Below are 17485 nucleotides of genomic sequence, written 5' to 3'. Positions count from 1 at the left end.
TGTTCGAACGTCGACGCCTGTGCGGCGAGATCGCGCGTCGTTTGCGCGAGTGCGTCGCAGATTTCCTGCTGACGGCCGGCGCTGTGCACGCCTGCGCGCTGCCATTCTTCGCCGAGCTTTGCGGCCATCGCGGCGAGCGAATCGTTCCATGCCGACAGACGTTCTTCGTCGCGTGCCGCCAGTTGCGATTGCAGGCCCGTATGCGAATCGCGAATCGTCGACAGCAAATCGTTCGAGCGTTGTTCGAACGTCGACGCCTGTGCGGCGAGATCGCGCGTCGTTTGCGCGAGTGCGTCGCAGATTTCCTGCTGACGGCCCGCGCTGTGCACGCCTGCGCGCTGCCATTCTTCGCCGAGCTTTTCGGCCATCACGGCGAGCGAATCGTTCCATGCCGACAGACGTTCTTCGTCACGTGCGGCCAGTTGCGATTGCAGACCGGTGTGCGACTCGCGAATCGTCGACAGCAGGTCGTTCGAGCGTTGTTCGAACGTCGACGCCTGTGCAGCAAGGTCACGCGTCGTTTGTGCAAGCGCGTCGCAGATTTCCTGCTGACGGCCCGCGCTATGCGCGCCCGCACGCTGCCATTCTTCGCCGAGCTTCGCGGCCATCGCAGCCAGCGAATCGTTCCACGCGGACAGACGTTCTTCGTCACGTGCCGCCAGTTGCGATTGCAAGCCGGCATGCGACTCCTGCATCGCGGCGAGCGTCGCGGCCGAATGGCGTTCGAACGTCGCGGCGGCCTCACCCAGCGCGCGCGCATGCTGGCCGGCCAGCGTCTCGCCGACCTGCTCCTGGCGCGCCAGCGCGTCGCGCCATGCGTCCGACAGGCGGCCTTCGGTCGATTCGAGACGCATCGCGACGCCGTCGAGCAGATCCGACGAACGCTGTGCGAACGTGTCGGTGAACTGGCCGAGCGTCGTCTGCAACTGCTGCGCGACGGCGTTGCCCGCCTGACGTTGTTCGTCGATCGCACGGTTCCAGACAGCCGTCACGTGGCCGGTGGTCTTCTCGAAGCCTTCGGTCAGCCCGTCGAGCTGGCGCTGCACCGCGCCCGTCACGGTATCGCGCAGCGCGGCCATCTCCTGCGCGAGCCCCGTCATCGTCGCGGCGACGACCGGCTGCAACGCGGCGCCGGCCACCCGCGCGCTTTCGGCGGCGCTTTCCTTCAGCGCGTCGCCGACGTTCGACGCCAAGCCCGCATAGGCACGCTCGGTTCGGTCAAAAAACGCCTGCTGGCTTTCGAGCTGACGATCGTGCAACGCGACGCTGCGCGCCTCGAGCGTCGTCATCATCGTCTGCAACCGGTCGACCAGCGCCGGCATCACGTCGGCCTGGCGCTGCAGCAGCCGGAACGATTCGTCGCGCTGATGTGCGGACGAATGCACGCGCAGCGTCGTCGCGATCTTCGCGTCGAGCTGCTGGGCCGCGTCGATCCGTTCGCGGCGCACGAGCGCGGACAACAGCCCGAGCATCGCGGACGTCGCGACGCCGGCGATCGACGTGCCGAATGCAAACCCGAGCCCCTTCACCGGCGCGATCAGCGACGCGCGGATCGCATCGAGATCGGTCGCGCTTTCGAGCGCGGCGCCCGTGCCCTTCAGCGTGACGACCATCCCGAGCAGCGTGCCGAGCATGCCGAGCAGCACCAGCAGGCCGACGAGGTAAGGCGTGAGCGCCGGCCCCGGCAGCGCGACGCGCGCGCCTTCGACCCGTGCGCGCACCGCGCCGCGCAGGCCCGGATGCAGCGTGTCGAGCCACGTGTCGAGCTTCGCCGGCGGCTCGGTCAGACCGGCCACCGCGCGCGACAGCGTGGCGGTCGCCTGCCGGAAGCGCAGCAGCTCCCATGCGCCGGCGACGTAGCACGCGCCGATCAGCAGCGTGACGGCCGCCGCCAGCGGGTTCGACGCGACATAGCCGGCACCGATCCAGCCCACTGCGAGCAGACCGGCGACGAAGACAACGAGATCAAGGCGAATTCTGGACATAGCGTGTTGATTAGCAGGTGCGAAGGGCCGCGAGCAGCCCGTCTACCGTTTGAAACCGGACTTCGAGTTCGGCAAGCAGGATGCTTTGCATCTCGTCGCGAAACGTATCGAGCCATGCGCCGGGCACGATCGCCGCGACGGTCGGGGTGTCGGCCACCGCGCCTTCATCGGCCGGAGCGGACGCGTCGGCGGCGTCGGGCGCAGCGGGGGCCGCGGCCACGGCGTCAGCCTCGGCCAGCGCCTGCCGCTCCGCGTCGCGCAGCCGCGCGAAGCGCGTGCCGAGCAGCGCGGGCACGGCCGACAGCAGGCTGCGCTCGCGCGCGCCGAGCACGCGCTCCATGATCGTGTCGAGCGTCGCGAGCCGCGCCATTCCGGACGAGCGCGCGGCGAGCGCGACCCGCAGGCGGCCGCGCAATTGGCCGATCGCCGTTTCCATGTCCTGCTGCAGGGTCAGATACCGTTGGCGAAAGTCCGCGAAATCGGCCGTGTCGGCGGCCGGCGGCGGCAAGTCGCCGGGCCGGCGCCGCGCCCGCGGCCGGTTGGTGGCCGTGATCGCCTGCGCGAGGTCGTGGCGCACGCGCGCGCAGTCGCGCTCGGCGTCGTAGCCGCGCACGCCGGCCGCGACGCCCGGCGGGCTCGCATTCAGCGCGGACGACAGCGTGATCGCGTCGGTCCAGCCGAGCCACTGGCTCAGCCGGTCGGACAGCGTCTGCCGGGATTCCGCGACGTCGGCATCGGCCAGGCGCGCGAGCAGCCGGACGAGCGTCGGACCGCTCAACGCCGGGCGCGGAGATGCTTGCACCATGCTGCAAACCGTCAAAAAAGGCAGCAGTTTACACGTCGTCGGACGCTCGACCGCCAGAATCGGGGAAGCGGCGCGGTTCGGCGTGCTGGGCGACACACGGGAACGCCCGTGGGGCAAGGCTCGGCGGGCGGTGGTGAGGGCGAGAAACACGGTCGGCGGCGGCCGGCGAGCGGCCGCGCCATCGGGAAGTCATGCGTTGTGTGTGGCGTGCCAGCCCGGCATGAATGATGAACGGGCCGAGCCGCCGCGACGGGTGCGGGCGTTCCGCAAGCCACGCGTGACCATGGCCTAACGATGAATCGGTAATCTTGGAATTCGGGATGCCGACGCGCGCCGGGGCGAGCGGCCCGGGCGGGCCGGCCGATTCCCGCCGCTAACCGGCGCCGGCCATGGCCGGTCGCCGCCACGTGCCGATAAAGAAGCGTTCAGATCCCCGCTTTCGGCGCATTCAGGATCAGCCGCAGCCCGAGCAGCGTGATCGCGCCGGCCGCGATGCGATCGACCCATTTCTTCGCGCGCAGGTAGAGTTCGCGCGGCCGGCGCGTCGAGAAGCACAGCGCGACGAGCGTGTACCAGCCGAATTCGACCGCGAACACGAGCGGCGGCAGCACGAGGTAGCACCACAGCGGCGGATGCTGCGGGAGCAGCGCCGCGAAGATGCTGCCGTACCAGATCGCCGTCTTCGGGTTGCTGAGCTGGGTCGTGAGGCCGGTCCAGAACGACTTGCGCGCGCTGCCGCCCGCCATTGCCTGCGGATCGTCCATCGCGATCGGCCGGTCGGCGCCGCGCCAGATCTTCGACGCCATGTAGATCAGGTACATGCCGCCCGCGACCTTGAGGCCCACATACAGCCATTCGACGGCCTGCAGGAGCGTGTAGAGCCCGGCCAGCGCGACGCCGCCGAACACGATGCCGCCGATCCCCATGCCGAGCGCGGTGGCCAGCCCGTCGCGACGCGACAGCCCGATCGAATTGCGCGCCACCAGCACGAAGCTCGGGCCCGGAATCATCGCGCCGAGGAACAGCGCAGCCAGGATGGCGAGTACGGCAGCCGATGCGGTCATCGAAGTCTCCTTGGTCAGCGACGCCGCTGCGCCGGCGCCTGCGTGTCGTTTCCGACGGTCTAGCCGTCGATTCTGGCACGCTTCGCGCCTGGCCGAAAGCGGCGGTGCGCTGCTATGCTGGCCCTCTTTCCCGTCATCCCGCGCCGCCCCATGATCGAGATCCGCGTCGCCCGCTATCCCGACGGTGCCGCCGCCGTCGAAGCGATCTTTCGCGAGTACGTCGTGGGCCCGACCGCCAGCGTCGAATTCCAGGACGATGCGCGCCGAAATCCGGCGTCTGGCGCCGAGTTTCCCGGGCGCAATCTGTAACGCCGCGCGGCTCATCCCCTTCATCCTTTCGATCAAACCGCCCGCCATGCGCGCTCTTCGCCTTTCCGCCCTGCTGCTACCGCTACTCGCCGCCCTCTCGTTCGGCGTCCACGCCGACACCCTGCCGAAGTCGATCGCCGCGCAACTGCCGGCCGGCTACCAACCGCTGATCGCGCACGCCGGCCCCGATCTCGACAACGGGCGGCACAGCTTTCTCGTCGTCGTGCATCGCGCGATCGATACGCGCGAGCAGCCGTCGCCGCGCCCGCTGCTGATCTACGAGGAACAGGCCGACCACACCTACCGGCTCGCCGCCCGCAACGACCAGGTCGTACTGCGCGCGAACGAAGGCGGCCAGTGCGACCCTTTCGATCCTGAAGACGCGGCCGACAATGGCTTGTCGGCGAAAGGCCGCTATTTCACCGTGCAGAACTCCGTCGCGTGCGGCCAGCACTGGACCGACTACATCACGTTCCGCTACGACCCGCGCACGCACGGCTGGCTGTTTTCGAGCCAGATCGTCACCGAATCGTTTCCGCTCGACGACAAGCCCGACCACGTCACCGTCACGCGCGCCGACGCGCACCGGCCGGTGTCGTTCGGGCAGTGGAAACGCAAGGACTAGCCTCCCGGTACGCATCCACGCCCGCGGCGGCGCCGTTTTTCAATGCGACGCGCCGCATCGCCCGCCTGCTGCTCGCGGCCCCCGGCCAACAGGTCTACCATAGGCGCTCGTCGCCCGCGCGACCGCCGGCACGGCATGCGGCTTGCGCCTGCCCCTTTCCTCGTTGCCCCCGCACAGGAGGACGTCATGACGCAACACTTCGATGCGATCGTCATCGGCACCGGCCAGGCCGGGCCGCCGCTCGCCGCACGGCTGGCCGGCGCCGGCATGAAAGTCGCGATCGTCGAGCGCGGTCGCTTCGGCGGCACCTGCGTGAACACCGGCTGCATCCCGACCAAGACGCTGATCGCGAGCGCGTACGCCGCGCAGCTCGCACGGCGCGCCAGCGAATACGGCGTGTCGGTCGGCGGCCCCGTCACCGTCGACATGAAAGCGGTGAAGGCGCGCAAGGACCAGATCTCGGGCCGCTCGAACCACGGCGTCGAGCAATGGGTGCGCGGCCTCGACCACGCGACCGTCTTTCAGGGTCATGCCCGCTTCGAACGCGCGAACGCGGTGCGCGTGGGCGATGACGTGCTCGAAGCCGAACGGATCTTCATCAACGTCGGCGGACGCGCGCAGGTGCCCGCGATGCCGGGCCTCGACTCGGTGCCGTACCTGACCAACTCGACGATGATGGACGTCGACTTCCTGCCCGACCATCTCGTGATCGTCGGCGGCAGCTACGTCGGGCTCGAATTCGGCCAGATGTACCGCCGCTTCGGCTCGAAGGTCACGATCGTCGAGAAGGGTTCGCGCCTGATTCGCCGCGAGGACGAAGACGTGTCGCAGGCCGTGCGCGAGATCCTCGAAAAGGAAGGAATCGACGTGCAGCTCGACGCGAACTGCCTGAGCGCGCGCCGCGACGGCGACGGCATCGTCGTCGGCCTCGACTGCGCGGGCGGCGGCCGCGAGGTCGCGGGCTCGCACCTGCTGCTCGCGGTCGGGCGCGTGCCGAACACCGACGATCTGGGGCTCGACCGCGCGGGCATCGACACCGACGCGCGCGGCTACATCACCGTCGACGAGCAGTTGCGCACGAACGTGCCCGGCGTCTGGGCGCTCGGCGACTGCAACGGGCGCGGCGCGTTCACGCACACCGCGTACAACGACTACGAGATCGTCGCGGCGAACCTGCTCGACGACGATCCGCGCAAGGTGTCCGACCGCATCATGGCCTATGCGATGTACATCGATCCGCCGCTCGGCCGCGTCGGCATGACGCTCGCGGAAGCGAAGCAGACGGGCCGCCGGCTGCTGGTCGGCACGCGCCCGATGACGCGCGTCGGCCGGGCGGTCGAGAAAGGCGAGAGCCAGGGCTTCATGAAGGTAATCGTCGACGGGGACAACCACGCGATTCTCGGCGCGTCGATCCTGGGCGTGACCGGCGACGAGGTCGTGCACGGGATTCTCGACGTGATGGCCGCCGGCGCGCCGTACACGACGATCAGCCGTGCGATGCATATCCATCCGACCGTGTCGGAGCTGCTGCCGACGCTGCTGCAGGACCTGCATCCGGTCGAGTGACGCACGGCAGGCGGGCGGCCGCGCGCCTGCCGTGTGCGAAGATGGCCGCCGCCCCGTGACTCGGGAGCGCCATGCGTGCGCGCGTCCATCGACTGGCTGACCGAGCTGTTCGCACGACGTTATCCGGCATGGCCGGCGACCCGATAGCCGATCGAGCGCTCCATGTACCGCGCCAGTTGCTCGCGCGAAAACGCCGGCTGCTCGATGCCGCTGCCTTCGAGAAATTGGATCGCGTTGCGGCAGTCCCACGCGTAATTGCCCTGATACAGCTCGGCCGTGCTCATGCCGTCGCGAATGTTGTCGTCGAACAGGCTCAGCAGCGGATAGAGCGGTGCGTCGATATCCGTCTTCCACGAATCGACCCATTCGCGGAACGGCACCACCCGAAACCGCAGCCCGAAGTATCGTTCGAGCCGCGAGAAGAACTCCTTCAGCGTGACGTCGGTCTCGGGCGAGTTGATCAGGTTGAACTTGTGCCCCAGCGCGGCCGGATTACGCGAAATCCGCGCGATCGCCTTCGTCATGTAGTCCACGCTCGTCAGCCCTTCGCGCAGGTCGTGCAGGTCGGGCACGGTGCCGAGCGCAATGCACGTCTTCACCAGCCGCCCCCACCATTGGTAATCCGCGCTCACGCCGGTCTCGCCATGAAACGTCGCGTAGCCGAGCCGGAAAGTCATCAGCGGCAGCCCGCGCTGCGCGGCCTGGTCGGCCGTTTTTTCCATCACCCATTTGCTACGCGTATAGCCGATGTCTTCGAGCACGGCCGGCAGGTTCTGATCGATGTCGTCCGCCTCGGTCATCACGGTCTTGCCGGTGAAGCGGTGCCCCCAGCTGTACACCGAGATCGTCGACAGCAGGATCAGCGCCTTCGTCCGCCGGCATCCGGCAAAGGCGAGGATCTGCTGGAGGCCGTCCACGTTGATCTTCTTCATGTAGCAATACGGCTGGATGAAGTTGACCGCGCTGGCGGAGTGGTAAACGATGTCGATTTCGTCCGCGAGCACCGCGTAGTCGTGCTCGTCCATGCCGAAGCGCACCTGCGTGAAGTCGCCCGCCCATATGCGAATGCGAGCGCGCTCGTCCGGCCCCAGGCTCACGTCGTACGCGCGCAGTTTCTCGTCGATCCGCGCCCACCCGGCCGCGGCGTCCGTCGCGCGCACCAGGCAATGCACGACCGCCGATGTCGTCGCGAGCAGTTCGGCCAGCAGATGCACGCCGACGAACCCCGTGGCGCCCGTCAGCAGCATCGTGCGCGGCTTCGCCAGCAGCGCATCGTCGAACGGGCCGCTGAAATCCGCCTCTTCCGGCACGCGGATGTCGTTCTCCAGCGTATACACTGGCTCGCGTTCGACCGCGAGCGCCGTGGCGGCCCGCCGCTCGATCTCGCCGGCGAGCGCCTGCACCGTCTGGTGCTCGTAGACGTCCCGGATCAGCATCTTCGTCCCGGCCGCGTCCGACAGCGCCCGCGCGAGTTTCGCGGTCAGCAGCGAATTGCCGCCGATGTCGAAGAAACGGTCGGTCTTGCGAAACGATGCATGGCCGATCAACGCGACGAAGGCATCCGCGACGATCCGTTCGGCGGCCGTGTACGGCTCGTGCTCGCTCGGGCCGCGTGGTTCGTCGCGGTAACGTCGTTCAAGCGCGGCGCGGTCGGTCTTGCCGTTCGCCGTCACCGGCATCGCGTCGAGCAGCACATGGCCGACCGGCCACATGTAATCGGGCAGCGTGTGCCGGACACGGGCCTTCAGCGCGTCGACGACACGCTCGCGCGGCATCGCGCCATCGCGCGGCACCACGAACGCGACCAGCTCCATTCCGGTTCCTGCCCGGTTGGGCAATGCCAGCACCACTGCATGGCGGACCTCGCCGGAGCCCGCGAGCGCGGCCTGGATTTCGCTCAGTTCGACCAGGTTGCCGCGAATCTTGACCTGATCGTCCAGACGCCCGAGGAACTGGATCGAGCCGTCGTTCAGCCAGCGCCCCAGATCGCCCGTGTGATAGACGATCCGATCCGGTTGCCGCGGATGCGGGCGGAACTTGTCGCGGGTCAACGCGGGATTGCCCAGATAGCCGCGCGCGAGGCCGGGCCCGCCGATGCAGATCTCGCCCACGTCGTCGCCCGTCACCGGTTCTCCGGCATCGTTCAGGATCAGGATCTCCGCATCGCCGATCGGCCGCCCGATCGACGCAGGGCGGCCGAGCGTCGCGCTCGGCACGACGTGGCACGTCGCGAAGATCGTCGCTTCGGTCGGCCCGTAGTAATCGACCACCGTATAACCGATCGCGTCGGTATCGATCGGGCCCAGCTTTTCACCGGCCGTGAACAGATACCGCAGCTTCAGGCCCGCCGGCTGGCCGACACCCACCACGTCGGCCACCATCACGGTCGGCACGTACGCGTGCGTGATCCCGTGACGGACGAAGAACGCCACGAGTGCGTCGGCATCGAGCCGCGTTTCTTCATTCGGCAGGAACAGCGTCGCGCCCGCGCAGAGCGCCGACCAGATTTCCCACTGCGATACGTCGAAGCCGAGCCCGGCCATCAGCGTCGCGCGGCTTTGCGCATTCACGTCGAAACGCGCGTTGTGCCAGTCGACGAGCGCCGCGACGGCCGCATGTTCGACGATCACGCCTTTCGGCGCGCCGGTGGAACCGGACGTGAAGATCACGTAGATCGCACCGCCCCGTGCATCGTCCGGCGGGGCCGCCGGCACGTCGTCGCGGTCCGGCCATCGCGCGGACAGATCCGCCACGCTGACGAATGCCATTGCCGCATCGCTCGACGTCGCGCGGGCAGTCAGCACCAGCGTCGCATTGCATTGCTGCAGGATGTAGCGCTTGCGGGCGTCCGGATAGCGCTCGTCGATCGGCACGTAGGTTGCACCGGCCTTCAGGATGCCGAGGATGCCGACGATGAACTCGGCGTTGCGCGACGCCTCGATCGGCACCAGGCTGCCGCTTCCGATTCCCCGCGCGCGCAACGCAGCGGCCACCGCATCGCTCCGACCGTCCAGTTCCCGGTAACTCATGCTGCCGTGCTCGGAAATCACGGCCGGCGTATCGGCACCGCGCGCCGCATGCATCCGAAATTTTTCGAGTATGTTCATTTGCGTAGTCATCCTCTTTATTCGTCGCATCGACACGAACCGCTCTCAATATAGAGCGGCACGCTTGAAAAGCAATGTTGAATGAACGTCGTCAGCGCCATGCGTCGTGGCACGCACCCTGTCGTCACGCGCGGCGAAACGATGGCGGCGTTTGATGCATTCGAAGCAGCATTCGACGACGTGCCGAGCGTCCCGATACCGGTCGCCAAACCAGCGTAGTGCATCGAACATCGCCAGGCCACGGCGGCCGGTGATGCCAATTGTTATTGGTCAAATAACAATCAATGATCCGACCGCGCGTTTATCCGGCGCGAGCCCCCGCTTACGATGCGTGTTCATCGACACCCGTTCATCGAAGGGGCGCTTCATGACCCGCATCGTTCGTTTCCACCGTATCGGCGGCCCCGAAGTCCTGCAGATCGACACCATCGACGTGCCCGCGCCGGGCCTCGACGACATCCAGCTGCGCGTGAAGGCGATCGGCCTCAACCGCGCGGAAGTCATGTTCCGAAGCGGCGAATACACGTTCATGCCGCGCTGCCCGGCATCGCTCGGCTACGAGGCATCGGGCATCGGGCATCGGGCATCGTCGCGGTGGTCGGCCGAAACGTGACGGCGTTCGCCGAAGGCGATGCGGTGAGCGTCGTGCCGGCTTTCTCGTTCGCCGACTACGGGATGTACGGCGAGGTGGTCAACGTGCCCGCGCGAGCGGCGGTCAAGCATCCGCAGATGCCTGTCGTTCGAGGAGGCGGCCGCGACGCGGATGATGTTCGTCACGGCCTACGGCGCGCTGATCGAACTCGGCCAGCTCGGGCGCGGTGATGCGGTGCTGATCGGCGCCGCGTCGGGCAGGCGGCGATCGCCGGGCTCGCGGCCGGCACGCTGACGCCGCGGATCGATCGCACGTTCGCGTTCGACGACATCGCGGATGCGCACCGCTACATGGAAGCCGGCGCGCGGGTCGGGAAGATCGTCGTCACGGTCTGAGCCGCAGTCTGGCCCGCACATCGTGAGCGCCGCGCGCCGTCCGTCAGCTTTCGAAATACCGCGGCCGGTCGATATCGGCCAGCAGCCGCGGCTGCGTCGGCGCCCAGTCGAGCGAGGCCCGCGTGCGCTCGCTGGTGGCCGGCGCGTCCATTCCCGCGAACATCGCGAACCAGCCGAAGTGTTCGCCGGCTTGCTCGGCCGACATCGCGACGACCGGCACGTTCAGCCGCCGGCCGATTACCTCGGCGATCTCGCGGAACGGCACGCCCGTATCGTCGACCGCGTGATAGCGCGCACCGGCCGCGCCGCGTTCGATCGCGAGCCGGTACACGCGCGCGGCGTCGAGCCGGTGCACGGCTGGCCAGCGGTTCGCGCCGTCGCCGATGAACGCCGATACGCCCTTCTCCCGCGCGAACGCAATCAGGCGCGGCACGAACGCGTGATCGCCGTCGCCATGCACGGACGGCGGCAGGCGGACGACCGACGCGTGCACGCCGCGCGCCTCGAGCGCGACCGCGGTCGCTTCGGACGCACGCGGATAGTGGTCCGACACCGGCACGTGCGGATCGTCCTCGGTCGCCGCGCGACCGGGCGCGACGAGCGCGAGGCCCGACGTGACGACCAGCGGCCGCGCCGAGCCGGCGAGCACCGCACCGATCGTGTCGATCGCGCGGCGGTCGAGTTCGCAGTTCTGCGCGAAGCGCGAGAAATCGTGATTGAATCCCGTGTGGATCACCGCGTCGGCGGCTTCGGCGCCGCGCGTCAGGCTGTCGAGATCTTCCAGCGACCCGCGATGGACGTCCGCGCCGGCTGCGGCAACCGCTGCCGCGGCCGCATCGGACCGCGCGAGCCCGAGCACCGAGTGCCCGGCGGCCACGAGTTCGGCGACGACGGCCGAGCCGACGAATCCCGACGCTCCCGTAACAAAGACACGCATGTTCAGCACCTCCGGATGAAATGGAGGCTTACTATCGGTCGATGGCCGCTCGCGGTGAAGCCGTGACGGTTTACTGGTAAACGAACTAACAGGATATGGCTGACGCCTCCGACAACCTGCTCGGCGCGTACCTGCGGGACCGCCGCGAGAAGCTCGACCCGACCGCGCTCGGGCTGCCGGCCACGCGCCGCCGCACGCCGGGCCTGCGGCGCGAGGAAGTCGCGCAGCGCGCGCACGTGAGCGCCGCGTGGTACACGTGGCTCGAACAGGGCCGCGGCGGCGCACCGTCGGCCGACGTGCTCGACCGGCTCGCCCGCGCGCTGATGCTCAACGACGCCGAACGCGAACACCTGTTCCTGCTCGGCGTCGGCCATCCGCCCGAAGTGCGCTATCACGCGCCGGCCAGCGTGACGCCGCGCCTGCAGCACGTGCTCGATTCGCTCGACGCGAGCCCCGCGATCGTCCGCACGGCGACGTGGGACGTCGCCGCGTGGAATGACGCGGCGGCCGCGACGCTCACCGACTATGCGACGCTGCCGCCGGCCGCGCGCAACATCCTGCGGCTGATCTTCGTCGACGCGGGTGTCCGTTACGCGCAGCCCAACTGGGAGCGCGTCGCGCGGTTCGCGGTCGGCGCGTTTCGTGCGGACGTCGCGCGCAGCGGCGCGACGCAGAGCGTGCAGGCGTTCGTCGACGAGATGCGCGCGACGAGCGCCGAATTCGATGCGATGTGGCGCGACCACGATATCCGTACGCACGACGAAGGCACGAAGGAGATTCGCCATCCGCAAGCCGGCCGGATCGCGCTTGAATACTCGGCGTTCTCGGTCACCGGCAGCCCGGACCTGAGCCTCGTGATCTTCACGCCGGTCACGCCGGCCGACCGTGCGCGGATCCGGGAACTCGTCGCGGCCCGCGAACAGGCACGCGCGGTGCAGGCGCCGGCTGCGTGACCTTACGCGGCTTTCTCGCACGCCGGATTCAGAGCGGCACGCTCAGCGGATCGGGAAGCCATCCTTCTCGTTCGATATCGACCACTGACGAACGCGCGCGGAAATCGCAAAGGGGCGCCGCGCACGAAGGCGCGACGCCCCTTGTTCGTTCACGGAAACTGCCGACTATGCCACGCGCTGCAGCAAATCCGTCGCGAAAGACTTCGCATGCGCGACGGCTTCCTGCGCGTCGCCGAATACGCCGAGCTGATCCCAGTGCTCTTCGGCCGCGTAGGTGCCTTTCACGGCGAGCGCCCGCTGGACGCTCAATTGCGCCGCGTATCGGCCGTCATCCAGCGGTCGGGCCGTCGCGACGACCCTGTGCGGTGGGCTGGCCCGCTCCGGCTGAACCAGCTCGACGGGGCCGCTGACCGTGCCGACATTCATCAACTCGTTTCGGGTATTGCAGTCCGGGCAGTAGAAGCACCAGCCCGCCCCCTCCTGATGGTGCCTGACCTGTCCGCGAGCCAGCACGGCACGACATTCGACGTTTTCGCAGATGAACGGCATCGCAGTCTCCGGAGTTGTTTGACGGAAATCCTAGCATGTCCGACGGCGGTCAACCATCGGCATCCGCATGATTGCCGCACCGGCGGTTTCGGCTGGTTACGCGTGCGCGGCAGGGGTAAGCGTCGCCGCGTTTCGCTGCGCTGCAAAATCGGCGCTTTCCCGCCGAATCGTGAAGCCGACTGCGCGACCATGCGCAGCATCGCGCTCGAACCGGAAGCGATCGCGCAACCTGCGAATCTCCCCATGAACGAGATCGTCGCGCGTCCGACTGCAAGGTCGCCGGTTAGCACGTGACGACGCGTCTGTTCGACATCGCCCGCGATAAACTGACGGCCCGACACCGAACCGAGAAAAGCTCAATGTTGATCCGCGTTGCGACCCTGGCCGATGCCGTCCCGCTTGCCGAATTGAAGCGCGATACGTTTCGCGAAACCTTTCTGCAGGACGGATTCGGCATCGACTACCCGCCGGACGATCTGGCCGAGTACGAAGCCCGTACCTACTCGGTGGCCGCGATCACCGGGCAGCTCGGCGACCCGCAGTGCCGCACGTGGGTCGCGGAAGGCGACGACGGCACGCTGGTCGGGTATGCGCATGCTGGGCCGTGCAAGCTGCCGCATCCGGAAGTGGCGGACAGTTCGGGCGAGATCCATCAGATCTACCTGCGCCGCGGCACGCAGGGCACCGGCACCGGACGCGCGTTGTTCGACGCCGCGCTAGCGTATCTCGCCGCGACGCGTCCCGGCCCGGTATGGCTGGGCGTGTGGTCGGGCAATGCGAAGGCCATCGCGTTCTATGAGAAGGCAGGCTTCAAGCGTGTCGGTACATACGATTTCAAGGTCGGCGAATCGACCGATCTGGAGTTCATCTATCGTCGCTGAACGTCGCTTTCTGTCGGCATCGCATCGATGCGACGCAAACGAATACAGTTGATCGATGACGGCGTAAACGACGTTTTTCCCTCGTTTCGCGTCAAACGACACAATTCGAGGGGCCCCCGGTAAAATCCGCCATTCCGGGGTTATCGATCAATTGCTTCGTCATGCATCGAATTGGATTCTTCGTTTGCCGCGGCTATGATGCGCTCGATCTTGGCGGCCCATTGTCGGCCTTCAATCAAGTCGCCACGGCCGCCGGCCACACGCCCTACGATCTTCACGTCATCTCGCCGTCCGGCGGCCCGATTCCCGGCAATACCGGCCTTTCGATCGACACGAAGCCGGTCGGAAGGCGTGCGTTCGACACCGTCGTGTTCGTCGGCGGCGATATCGCGCCGATGCAGACATCGGACAATATCGCCGCGGCCAGCAAACTGGCCGCCAAGGCGTCGCGCGTCGCCAGCGTGTGTACGGGCGCATTTCTGCTTGCAGAAACCGGCTCGCTCGACGGGTTGAGAGCGGCCACGCACTGGCGCTACGCCGCGCAATTGCAGTCGCGCTTCCCTCGCACGCGGGTCGACGGCGACAGTATCTATGTCGTGGACGGCCGCGTCTGGACGTCGGCGGGCATCGCGTCCGGCATCGATCTCGCGCTCGGCATGATCGAACGCGACATGAGCACGGAGATTGCGCGCGAGGTCTCGCGGCTGCTGGTTGTTCCGTATCGTCGGCCCGGCGGGCAGTCGCAGTTCTCCGCGATGTCGCAGATGGAGCCGGAATCGGATCGCATCCGCATCGCGCTGAATTTCGCACGCGAACATCTTGCCGAGGCGTTGCCGGTCGAGCGGCTCGCCGATACGGCGAGCTTGAGTGTGCGGCAGTTCGGGCGCGCCTTTCGCCGGGAAACCGGTGAAACACCCGCGAGGGCCGTCGAGCGCTTGCGCGTCGAAGCCGCGAGGCTGCGCCTGCAGGGCGGCAGCGAACCGATCGAGCAGATTGCGCTGGCGGTCGGCTTCACCGATCCGGAACGGATGCGCCGAGCCTTCATCAAGCTGCTCGGACACCCGCCGCAAGCGGTTCGACGCGAGAGCAGGTCGAAGGCAGCGCGCTGATCGACCGCCTGCCGATCGGCGCGCCGCGTGGTTGACGTCTTGCCAACGGGTGAGTGGCGCGTGGGTACACAACGCGCCGTTTCTCCGGACGTCGATAACCGTCGTCAATCCTTGACGGGCGGATAAGCGTTCCACATGTCGCGATGCAGCTTCCACGTGCCGCCCTGCTTCAGGAAGACGAGCGTCTGCTTCGCGCGGACCTTGAGCTTTCCGTCGTGATCGCGAACCTCCGCATCCGATACCTCCGTCACGACCCGGTCGTTACCGTAGAACTCATAGTTGCTGAACGATACGGTGCCGGGCTTCGATCCCGCATATCCGTTGATGAAGTAGTCGGTGATCGCGCGGTGCCCGGTGACTTTGTCGCCCCCCGGCGGCAAGAGCGTGCCGTCGTCGGTATAGAGGCGGCCGATCGCGTCGTAGTCGCCTCGCGCAAAGGCATCCGCCCATCGCGCGTTTTCGGCCTTGATGGCCGCTTCGGGCAGGCGTTGCGCACCACCGGCGACAGCCGGCGCCGTGAATGCAAAAAAGGACACGCACGCTGCAAGCGCAGCCGTACAAAGATGAATCTGTCGCATCGAATGATTTCCGAATCGGGTTTGAATTGAAGAGGCGGCGACGCTGCACGCGTCGCCGGCAAACGTGTCAGCGGACGCCGGGAACGCGTGCGAGTCCCTTTGATGCGCCGGGCAGCTTCTTGTCGACCAACGCGACGAGTTCGGGTCGTACATCTCTCGGATGACCGGCGTGGAACGGCGGGTCGGGATCGTATTCGACGACGAGCTGCGTGTACTCGGCCGCCTGCCGGCCGCGCAGCTTCGACGCCACGCGCAGCGCGAAGTCGATGCCCGCCGTCACGCCGCCGCCGCTCATGAAGCGGCCATTGTCGTCTTCGACGAAGCGATCGGGAACGGGAATCGCGCCGTATTCGGCCAGCTTGTTGACGAACGCCCAATGGCACGCGCTGCGCTTGCCGTTGAGCACGCCCGTCGCGGCGAGCACGAGCGAGCCGTTGCACACCGACGTCACGTGTTTCGCGCTTTCCGCGAGACGCCGGATCTGCGCCTGATACGCCGGCCGCATCGGCGCCGACAAATCGGAGCCGCCCGGCACGAGGATCACGTCGGTCTGGTCGATATCGGCCAGCCGTTCGGTCTTGCCGTACACGACGCCGAATTCGAGCGTCACGTTGCCGCCATCGAGGCTCGCGTAGCGAACGTTCGTATTCGGCAGCCGGTGGAAAATCTCGCTGGGGCCCGCGAAGTCGAGCAGCGTGCCGCCGTCGTAGTTGACGATCAGGATGTCGAGCGGCGCGTTCGGCGCGAGCAGCCCTGCGCGGCTCGTTTGCGCCGGCGCAGGCGTCGCGTGCCCGAGCAACGCGCCGCTGCCCAGCACGGCGCCGAGCGTGGCGGCGCTGCCGAACTTCAGGACATCGCGGCGCGAACGGCCTGCCCGCGTGAGTTGTCCGGCGGACACATGGTTATCGCTACTGTCGGTCAAGATGATTGCTCCTTGCACTTCGGCCCATGGGCGAGTGCAACCCCGCCGGGCCGGATCGAATAACCGCCACCGCGAACGGCGTGGCGGACGTGAAATCGGGATGGGGATGAGCCGGGACGGCGTGCCGGGACGGCGTGCCGGGCTCGGGAAGCGTGACGCACCGGCTTAAAGCTGCGACGCACCGCCATCGACGACCAGTTCAGTGCCGACGACGTACGACGATTCGTCGCTGGCGAGATAAAGCACCGCGTACGCGATATCGTCGGCCGTGCCCATGCGGCCCGCCGGATTCGCTGCCGCGAATTCGGCCTTGCGCTCGCGCACCCATTCGTCGGGCTTGCCCCACCTGGAGAGCAGCGGCGTATCGATCGGGCCGGGCGCGATCGCGTTGAACCGGATTTTCCGGTCGAGAAATTCGTACGACCAGCTGCGGGCCAGCGATCGCAAGGCGGCCTTCGCCGCCGCGGTCAACGAGATGCCGTGCTTGCCGGTCTGATCGACGAACGAGGTATTGAGGATCACCGACGAACCTTCGCGCAAGTACGGAAGCGCCGCTTGAAGCGTGAACACCACGCCCTTGACGTTGACGTCCATGATGTCGTTGTAGAGCGTGTCGTCGATGTCGTTGACGGCGGACGGGAAAGCCCAGCCCGCGTTGGCGAACACGACGTCCAGGCCGCCGAACGTCTCGTCGACCTCGGCGGCAATCGCGCGCATGTCGTCGAGCGACCGTACGTCGCCCTTGAGCACGACCGCACGCTCGCCGAGCGCTGCCCTCACGCGCTCGAATACGGCCTCGTCGCGCCCCGTCACCGCGACGCGCGCGCCTTCTGCAATGAACAGCTTCGCGGTGGCCAGACCGATGCCGCTGGTGCCGCCCGTGATCAGCGCCGATTTACCCTTGAGTCGCATCTTCCGTTCCTTTTCATGTGGTGAGTGACCAGGCCGGATACGCGACACGCGAGGGTGGTTGCGTGCTTGTTCCGGCTCGATCGTTCACGTGAAGTATGGAGCGGGAGGTAGAGGGCTCAAAGGTCGTATAACCCTCGAAAAACGTCATTCAGGGTGCGCAGCGACGCCGCTAAAAAACAAAAGCGCGCAGGTCCGC

Annotated in this window: 17 protein-coding genes and 1 pseudogene; 9 read left to right on the top strand and 9 right to left on the bottom strand. The window is 67.5% G+C overall.

Annotation, left to right across the window (positions count from 1 at the left end; translation table 11 throughout):
• The coding region (locus J8I35_RS04810; RefSeq protein WP_209924648.1) for a DUF802 domain-containing protein at positions 1–1985 on the bottom strand (1985 nt) is incomplete at its 3' end.
• A gap of 10 nt (positions 1986–1995) precedes the next feature.
• Entirely contained in the window at positions 1996–2790 is a 795-nt protein-coding gene (locus J8I35_RS04805) for a DUF3348 domain-containing protein (protein WP_209924647.1), read from the bottom strand.
• On the opposite strand from J8I35_RS04805, the gene J8I35_RS04800 reads away from it, so the two are divergent.
• Positions 2789–3082 (top strand): hypothetical protein, encoded by a 294-nt coding sequence (locus J8I35_RS04800; protein WP_209924646.1) that lies wholly within the window; start codon positions 2789–2791, stop codon positions 3080–3082. The two genes, J8I35_RS04805 and J8I35_RS04800, sit on opposite strands and share 2 nt — an antisense overlap.
• Positions 3083–3215: 133 nt before the next feature.
• Here the strand turns inward: J8I35_RS04800 and J8I35_RS04795 are convergent, their stop codons facing one another.
• A complete protein-coding gene (locus tag J8I35_RS04795; protein WP_050014453.1) occupies positions 3216–3854 on the bottom strand; it encodes a LysE family translocator in 639 nt (212 codons plus the stop codon).
• A gap of 114 nt (positions 3855–3968) precedes the next feature.
• On the opposite strand from J8I35_RS04795, the gene J8I35_RS34540 reads away from it, so the two are divergent.
• From J8I35_RS34540 to J8I35_RS04780, 3 genes are all read left to right on the top strand, one after another.
• Positions 3969–4163, top strand: coding sequence for a hypothetical protein (locus tag J8I35_RS34540; RefSeq protein ID WP_235356239.1), 195 nt, complete (start codon positions 3969–3971; stop codon positions 4161–4163).
• Between the two features lie 46 nt (positions 4164–4209).
• Complete coding sequence (locus J8I35_RS04785) at positions 4210–4788, top strand: hypothetical protein (RefSeq protein WP_209924645.1); 579 nt, start codon at positions 4210–4212, stop codon at positions 4786–4788.
• A 186-nt stretch (positions 4789–4974) separates the two neighbouring features.
• Positions 4975–6354, top strand: coding sequence for an FAD-containing oxidoreductase (locus J8I35_RS04780; protein WP_209924644.1), 1380 nt, complete (start codon positions 4975–4977; stop codon positions 6352–6354).
• A gap of 119 nt (positions 6355–6473) precedes the next feature.
• On the opposite strand, the gene J8I35_RS04775 is transcribed toward J8I35_RS04780, so the two are convergent.
• Entirely contained in the window at positions 6474–9461 is a 2988-nt protein-coding gene (locus J8I35_RS04775) for an amino acid adenylation domain-containing protein (protein WP_245170101.1), read from the bottom strand.
• Positions 9462–9542: 81 nt separating this feature from the next.
• Here J8I35_RS04775 and J8I35_RS04770 point away from each other — a divergent pair, with 81 nt between their 5' ends.
• Positions 9543–9680 (top strand): hypothetical protein, encoded by a 138-nt coding sequence (locus J8I35_RS04770; protein WP_209924642.1) that lies wholly within the window; start codon positions 9543–9545, stop codon positions 9678–9680.
• Positions 9681–9828: 148 nt separating this feature from the next.
• Positions 9829–10448: pseudogene (locus J8I35_RS34950) on the top strand (zinc-binding dehydrogenase).
• A 43-nt stretch (positions 10449–10491) separates the two neighbouring features.
• On the opposite strand, the gene J8I35_RS04760 reads toward J8I35_RS34950, so the two are convergent.
• Positions 10492–11385 carry an SDR family oxidoreductase gene (locus J8I35_RS04760; RefSeq protein ID WP_209924641.1) on the bottom strand — a complete coding sequence of 298 codons (894 nt, stop codon included), beginning with the start codon at positions 11383–11385 and terminating at the stop codon, positions 10492–10494.
• A 95-nt stretch (positions 11386–11480) separates the two neighbouring features.
• On the opposite strand from J8I35_RS04760, the gene J8I35_RS04755 reads away from it, so the two are divergent.
• Entirely contained in the window at positions 11481–12338 is an 858-nt protein-coding gene (locus tag J8I35_RS04755; protein WP_176015506.1) for a helix-turn-helix transcriptional regulator, read from the top strand.
• A gap of 165 nt (positions 12339–12503) precedes the next feature.
• Here the strand turns inward: J8I35_RS04755 and J8I35_RS04750 are convergent, their stop codons facing one another.
• Positions 12504–12887, bottom strand: coding sequence for a hypothetical protein (locus J8I35_RS04750; RefSeq protein ID WP_050014449.1), 384 nt, complete (start codon positions 12885–12887; stop codon positions 12504–12506).
• Between the two features lie 359 nt (positions 12888–13246).
• Between J8I35_RS04750 and J8I35_RS04745 the strand changes: the two genes are divergently transcribed.
• Both J8I35_RS04745 and J8I35_RS04740 read left to right on the top strand, forming a co-directional pair.
• Positions 13247–13768: a GNAT family N-acetyltransferase gene (locus J8I35_RS04745; RefSeq protein ID WP_209924640.1), complete on the top strand. Its 522-nt coding sequence runs from the start codon at positions 13247–13249 to the stop codon at positions 13766–13768.
• Between the two features lie 161 nt (positions 13769–13929).
• Positions 13930–14877 carry a helix-turn-helix domain-containing protein gene (locus tag J8I35_RS04740; protein ID WP_209924639.1) on the top strand — a complete coding sequence of 316 codons (948 nt, stop codon included), beginning with the start codon at positions 13930–13932 and terminating at the stop codon, positions 14875–14877.
• Positions 14878–14981: 104 nt separating this feature from the next.
• On the opposite strand, the gene J8I35_RS04735 is transcribed toward J8I35_RS04740, so the two are convergent.
• The 3 genes from J8I35_RS04735 to J8I35_RS04725 form a co-directional block, all read right to left on the bottom strand.
• Complete coding sequence (locus J8I35_RS04735; RefSeq protein WP_089489051.1) at positions 14982–15455, bottom strand: DUF4440 domain-containing protein; 474 nt, start codon at positions 15453–15455, stop codon at positions 14982–14984.
• Between the two features lie 67 nt (positions 15456–15522).
• On the bottom strand, positions 15523–16377 hold the full coding sequence (locus J8I35_RS04730; RefSeq protein ID WP_209924638.1) for a DJ-1/PfpI family protein: 855 nt from the start codon (positions 16375–16377) through the stop codon (positions 15523–15525).
• 165 nt (positions 16378–16542) lie between these two features.
• Complete coding sequence (locus tag J8I35_RS04725) at positions 16543–17289, bottom strand: SDR family oxidoreductase (protein WP_209924637.1); 747 nt, start codon at positions 17287–17289, stop codon at positions 16543–16545.
• Positions 17290–17485 lie beyond the last annotated feature (196 nt).

The organism is Burkholderia sp. CpTa8-5 (assembly GCF_017815045.1).
In the GTDB taxonomy this organism is placed as follows: domain Bacteria; phylum Pseudomonadota; class Gammaproteobacteria; order Burkholderiales; family Burkholderiaceae; genus Burkholderia; species Burkholderia sola.
The sequence above is the reverse complement of the archived record's forward strand: the minus strand, read 5'-3'. Positions and strand labels throughout refer to the sequence as shown.

Excerpts from the sequence above, each read along its gene's own strand:
- J8I35_RS04785 (WP_209924645.1), top strand. The coding sequence starts at position 4,210 with ATGCGCGCTCTTCGCCTTTCCGCCCTGCTGCTACCGCTACTCGCCGCC.
- J8I35_RS04735 (WP_089489051.1), bottom strand. The coding sequence starts at position 15,455 with ATGCGACAGATTCATCTTTGTACGGCTGCGCTTGCAGCGTGCGTGTCC.
- J8I35_RS04770 (WP_209924642.1), top strand. The coding sequence starts at position 9,543 with ATGAACGTCGTCAGCGCCATGCGTCGTGGCACGCACCCTGTCGTCACG.
- J8I35_RS04760 (WP_209924641.1), bottom strand. The coding sequence starts at position 11,385 with ATGCGTGTCTTTGTTACGGGAGCGTCGGGATTCGTCGGCTCGGCCGTC.
- J8I35_RS04795 (WP_050014453.1), bottom strand. The coding sequence starts at position 3,854 with ATGACCGCATCGGCTGCCGTACTCGCCATCCTGGCTGCGCTGTTCCTC.
- J8I35_RS04745 (WP_209924640.1), top strand. The coding sequence starts at position 13,247 with ATGTTGATCCGCGTTGCGACCCTGGCCGATGCCGTCCCGCTTGCCGAA.
- J8I35_RS04775 (WP_245170101.1), bottom strand. The coding sequence starts at position 9,461 with ATGAACATACTCGAAAAATTTCGGATGCATGCGGCGCGCGGTGCCGAT.
- J8I35_RS34540 (WP_235356239.1), top strand. The coding sequence starts at position 3,969 with ATGCTGGCCCTCTTTCCCGTCATCCCGCGCCGCCCCATGATCGAGATC.
- J8I35_RS04725 (WP_209924637.1), bottom strand. The coding sequence starts at position 17,289 with ATGCGACTCAAGGGTAAATCGGCGCTGATCACGGGCGGCACCAGCGGC.
- J8I35_RS04805 (WP_209924647.1), bottom strand. The coding sequence starts at position 2,790 with ATGGTGCAAGCATCTCCGCGCCCGGCGTTGAGCGGTCCGACGCTCGTC.
- J8I35_RS04800 (WP_209924646.1), top strand. The coding sequence starts at position 2,789 with ATGCTGCAAACCGTCAAAAAAGGCAGCAGTTTACACGTCGTCGGACGC.
- J8I35_RS04740 (WP_209924639.1), top strand. The coding sequence starts at position 13,930 with ATGCATCGAATTGGATTCTTCGTTTGCCGCGGCTATGATGCGCTCGAT.
- J8I35_RS04750 (WP_050014449.1), bottom strand. The coding sequence starts at position 12,887 with ATGCCGTTCATCTGCGAAAACGTCGAATGTCGTGCCGTGCTGGCTCGC.
- J8I35_RS04755 (WP_176015506.1), top strand. The coding sequence starts at position 11,481 with ATGGCTGACGCCTCCGACAACCTGCTCGGCGCGTACCTGCGGGACCGC.
- J8I35_RS04780 (WP_209924644.1), top strand. The coding sequence starts at position 4,975 with ATGACGCAACACTTCGATGCGATCGTCATCGGCACCGGCCAGGCCGGG.